The organism is Metabacillus fastidiosus NBRC 101226, assembly GCF_001591625.1.
Taxonomy (GTDB): domain Bacteria; phylum Bacillota; class Bacilli; order Bacillales; family Bacillaceae; genus Metabacillus; species Metabacillus fastidiosus.
On the sequence record NZ_BCVG01000044.1, the window covers coordinates 23,076 to 29,853 of the forward strand.

A 6,778-nucleotide genomic window follows, 5' to 3' on the forward strand; every position below is an offset into this window, starting at 1 on the left:
CCCCCTTTATTCCCATTATCTCTCTTAGTTTGGACCTTTCTTATCCAGTTATGTATGTAGTAACAGAGTATCCATGTTCTATTTTTTTCTTATAATGAATATTCTTTATCAAGACGAGCTGCAATATACTTTCGTAAAGGAGAGAGGATCTTGAGTACAAAAACTTGGGGAAAAGCAATTTTAAGCGGTCTCATGACAATTTTCATTATCGCTCTTATAACGAGCGCCATTCTTTCTTCATTATTAAAATTTACAGAGATTGAGGAATCTTCCATAGGCTGGATACTTATTACTATCTCATTTTTCGCTTTGTTTATCGGAGGCTTTATCTCTGGACGGAATGGAAAAGAAAAAGGCTGGTTAATTGGCGGAGCAACAGCGCTTCTATTTACAATCATTATATTGCTTCTTCAGTTTCTCGGATACGGGAGAACATTTACGATGACACAAACGATGTATCATGGAGGATTTCTGGCAGTTGCTATGCTTGGTGGAGTGTTTGGAGTAAACTTGGCTTCTGCAAGGAATTAAAAAAAGGTGCGCAATCACTGCGCACCTTCTGCTATGTACTTATTTAAGCTTTTTCAACAACCTCGCGAATAGCACGGCGGTCAAATGTTAAACGTGAACCGTCAGCTTTTATAACGATTTTATCTTCATCAATCGACTCTAAAATCCCATGCAAACCGCCAATTGTTACAATTTTATCACCTTTTTGAAGGCTGCTTTGCATTTGACGAACAGCTTTTTGCTGTTTTTGCTGCGGACGGATTAATAAAAAGTAAAAAACCGCAAACATTAGTACTAACGAAAGTATCGTAGTATAGTTCATATTACTTCACCTCTTCTATTTAATTAAAAGTTTCTTGCATTTGGCTTATTAAAGCCGTATTTCTCAAAAAACTCATCACGGAAATCGCCAAGGCGGTCTTCACGAATCGCTTCTCTTACCTGCTCCATTAATTTTACCAGAAAATAAAGGTTATGGTAAGATGTTAAACGAATTCCGAACGTTTCGTCACATTTAATAAGATGACGAATATATGCTCTTGAATAATTTCTGCATGTGTAGCAATCACAATTTTTATCAATTGGATCAAAATCACGTGCGTATTTCGCATTTTTTACAACAAGACGCCCTTCGCTTGTCATTAATGTTCCATTTCTCGCAACTCGTGTAGGAAGAACACAATCAAACATATCAATTCCGCGGACTGCTCCGTCAATTAATGAATCAGGAGATCCTACTCCCATCAAGTAACGAGGTTTATGAGAAGGAAGATGCGGCACTGTAAACTCTAATACACGATTCATCACATCTTTTGGCTCCCCGACTGATAATCCTCCGATAGAATAACCTGGAAAATCAAGTGAAACTAAATCTTGAGCACTTTGTTTTCTTAAATCTTCATATTCTCCACCTTGAACAATTCCAAAGAGGCCCTGTACATCCGGACGGCTATGTGCCTTTAAGCAGCGTTCAGCCCAGCGGCTCGTTCTTTCAACAGATCTCTTCATATAATCATATTCAGCAGGGTATGGCGGACATTCATCAAATGCCATCATAATATCTGAACCGAGAGCATTTTGAATTTCCATCGCTTTTTCCGGTGATAAGAACAGCTTGTCTCCATTTAAATGGTTACGGAAATGAACACCTTCCTCTTCAATTTTCCGTAAATCACTTAAGCTGAATACTTGGAAGCCGCCAGAATCAGTTAAAATAGCCCGATCCCAGTTCATGAATTTATGTAAGCCGCCTGCTTCTTTTATAATTTCATGACCGGGTCTTAGCCAGAGATGGTATGTATTACTTAAAATAATTCCTGCACCCATCTCCTTTAACTCTTCCGGTGACATCGTTTTAACTGTAGCAAGTGTTCCAACCGGCATAAAAACCGGTGTTTCAAATGTTCCATGCGGTGTATGAACTTTTCCTAATCTTGCACCTGTTTGTTTACATGTTTTAATTAATTCATAACGAATTGGCAAATCTGACACCTAAGCTTCCTCCTAACAAAATTACCTAATAAACATTGCATCTCCAAAACTAAAGAAGCGATATTTTTCTTTTACAGCTGTTTCATATGCATTCATAATAATATCACGGTTAGAAAGTGCACTGACAAGCATAATTAAAGATGACTTCGGCAAATGAAAATTCGTAATCATGCCATCAACTGCTTTAAACTGATAGCCGGGATAAATAAATATATTTGTCCAGCCGTTTTCTTTTACAAACCTGCCATCATTTTTTGATCCAACAGTTTCGAGTGTCCTCGTTGAAGTCGTACCAACAGTAATAATTTTTCCGCCTTGCTCACGGACTTTATTTAAAAGCTCTGCTGTTTCTTCTGATACATCATAAAATTCAGAATGCATTTCATGTTCTTCCACATTTTCAGCATTAACAGGACGGAATGTTCCTAAACCGACATGTAATGTAATAAAAGCAATATGAACACCTTTTTCTCTCAGCGCTTCTAAAATTTCTTCGGTAAAATGCAAACCAGCAGTTGGCGCTGCCGCAGAGCCTATCTCCCTGGAAAAGACAGTTTGATATCTTTCCCTGTCATCTAATTGCTCTTTTATATAAGGCGGAAGCGGCATTTCTCCTAAAGACTCTAACACCTCATAAAATATACCTTCATAATCAAACTTCAACTGTCTGCCGCCATGGTCAGCAGTTCCAACACATGTCGCCTTTAAAGCACCGTTACCGAATGTTATAACAGTTCCTTCCTTCACTCTTTTTGCAGGCTTAATGAGAGTTTCCCACACTTCATTTTCCTGCTGTTTTAAAAGCAGGACTTCGATACCTGCACCTGTGTCTTCTTTTACTCCGAAAAGCCTTGCAGGCAATACTCTCGTATCATTTAAAACGAGACAATCTCCTTTATTTATATAATGAGTAATCGATTTAAAAGACTCATGTTCTATCTCGCCTGTTTCTTTATCTAATACCATTAGGCGAGAAGCATCTCTTTCCTTAAGCGGCACTTGGGCAATTAATTCCTCTGGTAAATAAAAATCAAATAATTCTACTTTCAACTTAAATTCCACCTAATTTCTATTTGAAACGTCCTCCAAATATAGAGAATACTAATGAGAGGACAATACTAATCACTATACACGTAACAATCGGGAAAAATACAGTCGTATCCCCTTTTTTAAAAATAATATCACCTGGAAGTTTTCCGATAAACTGCATGAAAAAACCAATGATAAGCAACAGACCGCCGATAACCATGAGGATTTTCGGAAAATCAGTCATCATGCGGAATCTCCATTTGAAAATGTTTGTATACTAAATCAGTCACAATTCTTCCTCTCGGCGTTCTTTGTAAGAAACCAATTTGTAATAAGTACGGCTCATATACATCTTCAATAGTATGTGACTCTTCTCCTATTGTAGCCGAAATTGTGTCGACTCCAACAGGTCCGCCGCGAAATTTTTCGATAATGCCTAAAAGTAATTTATGATCGATATGATCTAATCCTAAACGATCGACTTGAAGCCTTTCAAGTGCTTCAACGGCAAGTTCATTCGTAATTGCCTGACGACCTTGAACTTGGGCAAAGTCTCTCACTCTTCGTAATAACCTGTTTGCAATACGTGGTGTTCCTCTCGACCTTCTCGCTATTTCAAGCGCACCTTCAGGATCAATTCCAATCTCTAAAATTTCTGCTGTTCGTTCCACAATATCGGCCAGCTGAATTTCTGTATAATATTCAAGACGGCTTAAAACACCGAAGCGATCACGCAAAGGCGCTGTTAATAGACCAACTCTGGTCGTGGCTCCGACAAGAGTAAACGGCGGCAGATCAAGACGCACAGATCTTGCTGTTGATCCTTTACCAATAACGATATCAAGGCAGAAATCTTCCATTGCTGGATATAGTACTTCTTCAATTGACCGGTGCAGGCGATGAATTTCATCAATAAACAGCACATCTCCCGGTTCTAAAGCTGTTAGAATGGCAGCCAAATCACCTGGCCTTTCAATAGCAGGACCTGCTGTCGTTCTTATATTAACACCCATCTCGTTTGCAATAATTGTCGCCAATGTTGTTTTTCCAAGACCTGGTGGTCCATATAAAAGAACATGATCAAGGGTCTCACTACGCATTTTCGCGGCTTCAATAAACACTTCTAAATTTTCTTTTACTTTATCCTGGCCGATATACTGCTTTAATGTTTGCGGCCTTAAACTTTGCTCTAAATAGGATTCTTCTGATTCGGCTTCACTGGATACGAGACGTTCATCCATCTATTATCACCTTACTTTAATAGCTTTTGTAAAGCTTTTTTTACGTACTGATCTGTCGTTAAACTTTCTTCCATTAAGGAAGGTATAATTTTTTTAATTTCACGTTCTGCATACCCTAGCACTTTCAATGCTTCAACAGCCTCATTCAACGCATGGTTCGCTGTTTCCTTTTGTTCAAATTGCTCACTTGTGAATAAGTCCGGTGCATAATACGCTGCTACATCACCTAATTTACCTTTTAAATCTAAAATAATTTGCCGGGCGGTTTTTTTCCCTACACCGGGAAACTTTACAAGAAATGTTTCATTCTCATTTTCAATGGCCTCAATTACTTGCGGAGGATTGCCAGCAGCTAAAATCGCTAAAGCTCCTTTAGGACCGATTCCGGTTACATTAATTAACTTTAAAAATAAGGCCTTTTCTTCCCTCGTCTGAAAACCGAAAAGGGCAATTAAATCTTCTCTCACATGCTGATATGTATATACTGTTTTCTCTTCATTACTTTTTTGAAAAATAAAAGGATTCGGTGTGTAAATTTGATACCCGATCCCTTGATGATCAATTACGACGTACTCCGGTGTAACATAATCAACATAGCCTTTAATAAACTCAATCACTAAATTCACCTCTTTATACTGTACCTCATTGTATCAAAAAATGAGGTGAAGCAGAAGAAATATCGCTTTTTAAAACTTAGAAAGAGCAGAGCTTTGAAAGCCGCAGCATTTTTCTCAGTGCATCATCAACTGCTTTTATCACACAAAAAAAGCCAGCGCAAAAGCACTAACTTTCTTCTTTAATTTGAGTATAAGATTTAAACGTTTCAATTACATTAAAATATTGGTCTTTCGATTCAATTCGAATCCCATTTTTTAATTCCTGACGTTTATGGGTTTCCAGCTTTTTCACATCAAGCTGGAAAAAAGACTGAATAATTTCATCCGTTTCGTTCGGATTGCCGTTAAAGATAGTAAGGGTCCCATCATTAGCTATTCCAAAGTAGCCATTTGCTTTTAACAATGGGGAAATATCATCTACCTGTTTCTGAAATACGATTTGTTCTTCATCTTGATCAATAATTTTCCATTGTTTATACATATTTAAAAGGCTTTCCACTGAACGCACTGTTTCCTGTCTTATCTCCTGGCTTACTTCCCCATCTAAATAAACTCTTTCTAATATAACATTCATTGTAAGAAGCTCTTTTTCTTCTGCCGCTGCGTCGTTTATTATAAAAAGGCTAACTATAAGTACATATAAACAATATTTAAAAAGGGACTGATTCCGCTGAAAAAGCTTCATCCTTCTCACCTCTATATAAAAAATTAAATTATATCAATTAGTCACAATTTTATTTTTGACCAAAAATAGAATTTTTATGAAATTTTTTTACAAAATAAAAAGCAAGGGATCTCTCCCTTACTTTTTATTAACGGTTATTTTGGAATGGACGCTGAATAGCATTACCGAGATCTCTCATAATATCACCGATTGTATCACCAATATCTGTTCGGTTCACATTATTTCGAATATCATTATCGACATTTCGAATTCTTGTATACATTGCTTCGTCGGTAACGACACGTACATTCCGACCGTTTGCCATCTTATCAACAGATTTTGCAACCTGTTTTTCAACATTTTTATTATTTCTATCATTTGTATCAACAGCAACAACAATATTATCATCTGTTACTAATACTCGGGCATCGTCAACATTTGCCATCTTCTCCACACGATTTACGACTTTATCGGCTAAATCCTGATCAGCACGATTATAATATCCCGTGTTATTAGCAGCAGTGTTCATATTATTATTGCCAGTACCATTCGTACCAGTATTACCATACATAGTACCAACATCATTTCTGCCGTTGTTCACATTATTAGCTCTATTATTTAAATGTCCATGATAGTTCACATCATTTCGGCTGTAATTCACATCACGAGCTATGTTATTGTCACGTGAACCAAGCGGTACCATCGGATTGTCCATTCTTGCATTGCGATCATTATTTACTCTCCGATAATTAGTATCTCTATCTCCATCAAACATATCTGTAACAGGTCCCTCATTACCATCTCGATCATACCCTCTTGTTACATCATTATTGTCATTTGTGTAATAACCGACTTGTCTTGTTGCATTGTTATTACGAGTGTCCATTGCACCCTCATTATTATCTGCATTGTTACAAGCCACTAAACCTGTTGTCATAACTGCGATCACCGCTAAAGCAGAAGCCGTTTTTCTCAATGCAAAAACCCCCTTTGAAGGTACTTCTGAGCTCATTAATTGCTCACTACATATGATAACCTTTAAAGGGCTAATCCAATCTGTTACTTAACGGAAGCCATATTAATATTAGGAATTTTAGTTAAAAAAAGAAAAAAGAAGAGAGCACACTCTCCTCTTTTTTCTTTTTCAATCGTCCATATCGTCATCATCATCCATACCTGGATAGCCAAATCCAAATGGCTGCTGTGGTGCTTGAAAGCCTCCTTGT

General features: G+C 37.4%; 9 protein-coding genes. 1 reads left to right on the forward strand and 8 read right to left on the reverse strand.

Annotated features, from left to right (window positions below; genetic code table 11):
• Positions 1 to 150 precede the first annotated feature (150 nt).
• Positions 151 to 531, forward strand: coding sequence for a TIGR04086 family membrane protein (locus BFA01S_RS11900; protein ID WP_412758778.1), 381 nt, complete (start codon positions 151 to 153; stop codon positions 529 to 531).
• Positions 532 to 574: 43 nt separating this feature from the next.
• Here the strand turns inward: BFA01S_RS11900 and yajC are convergent, their stop codons facing one another.
• From yajC to BFA01S_RS11940, 8 genes are all read right to left on the reverse strand, one after another.
• Positions 575 to 832, reverse strand: a complete 258-nt coding sequence (gene yajC / locus BFA01S_RS11905; protein ID WP_066230419.1) for a preprotein translocase subunit YajC — start codon at positions 830 to 832, stop codon at positions 575 to 577.
• Between the two features lie 23 nt (positions 833 to 855).
• The gene (gene tgt, locus BFA01S_RS11910) at positions 856 to 2,001 is read right to left on the reverse strand and encodes a tRNA guanosine(34) transglycosylase Tgt (protein ID WP_066230421.1); all 1,146 of its coding nucleotides are present in this window, start codon (positions 1,999 to 2,001) and stop codon (positions 856 to 858) included.
• A gap of 21 nt (positions 2,002 to 2,022) precedes the next feature.
• Positions 2,023 to 3,051 (reverse strand): tRNA preQ1(34) S-adenosylmethionine ribosyltransferase-isomerase QueA, encoded by a 1,029-nt coding sequence (gene queA / locus BFA01S_RS11915; RefSeq protein ID WP_066230424.1) that lies wholly within the window; start codon positions 3,049 to 3,051, stop codon positions 2,023 to 2,025.
• Positions 3,052 to 3,070: 19 nt separating this feature from the next.
• Entirely contained in the window at positions 3,071 to 3,274 is a 204-nt protein-coding gene (locus tag BFA01S_RS11920; RefSeq protein WP_066230438.1) for a DUF2905 domain-containing protein, read from the reverse strand.
• Positions 3,267 to 4,271 (reverse strand): Holliday junction branch migration DNA helicase RuvB, encoded by a 1,005-nt coding sequence (gene ruvB, locus BFA01S_RS11925; RefSeq protein WP_066230427.1) that lies wholly within the window; start codon positions 4,269 to 4,271, stop codon positions 3,267 to 3,269. The genes BFA01S_RS11920 and ruvB overlap by 8 nt, the downstream gene beginning before the upstream one ends.
• 11 nt (positions 4,272 to 4,282) lie before the next feature.
• A complete protein-coding gene (gene ruvA / locus BFA01S_RS11930) occupies positions 4,283 to 4,888 on the reverse strand; it encodes a Holliday junction branch migration protein RuvA (RefSeq protein WP_066230429.1) in 606 nt (201 codons plus the stop codon).
• Between the two features lie 166 nt (positions 4,889 to 5,054).
• Entirely contained in the window at positions 5,055 to 5,462 is a 408-nt protein-coding gene (locus tag BFA01S_RS11935) for a BofC C-terminal domain-containing protein (protein WP_082799969.1), read from the reverse strand.
• Positions 5,463 to 5,700: 238 nt separating this feature from the next.
• Entirely contained in the window at positions 5,701 to 6,528 is an 828-nt protein-coding gene (locus BFA01S_RS11940) for a YhcN/YlaJ family sporulation lipoprotein (RefSeq protein WP_066230433.1), read from the reverse strand.
• Positions 6,529 to 6,778 lie beyond the last annotated feature (250 nt).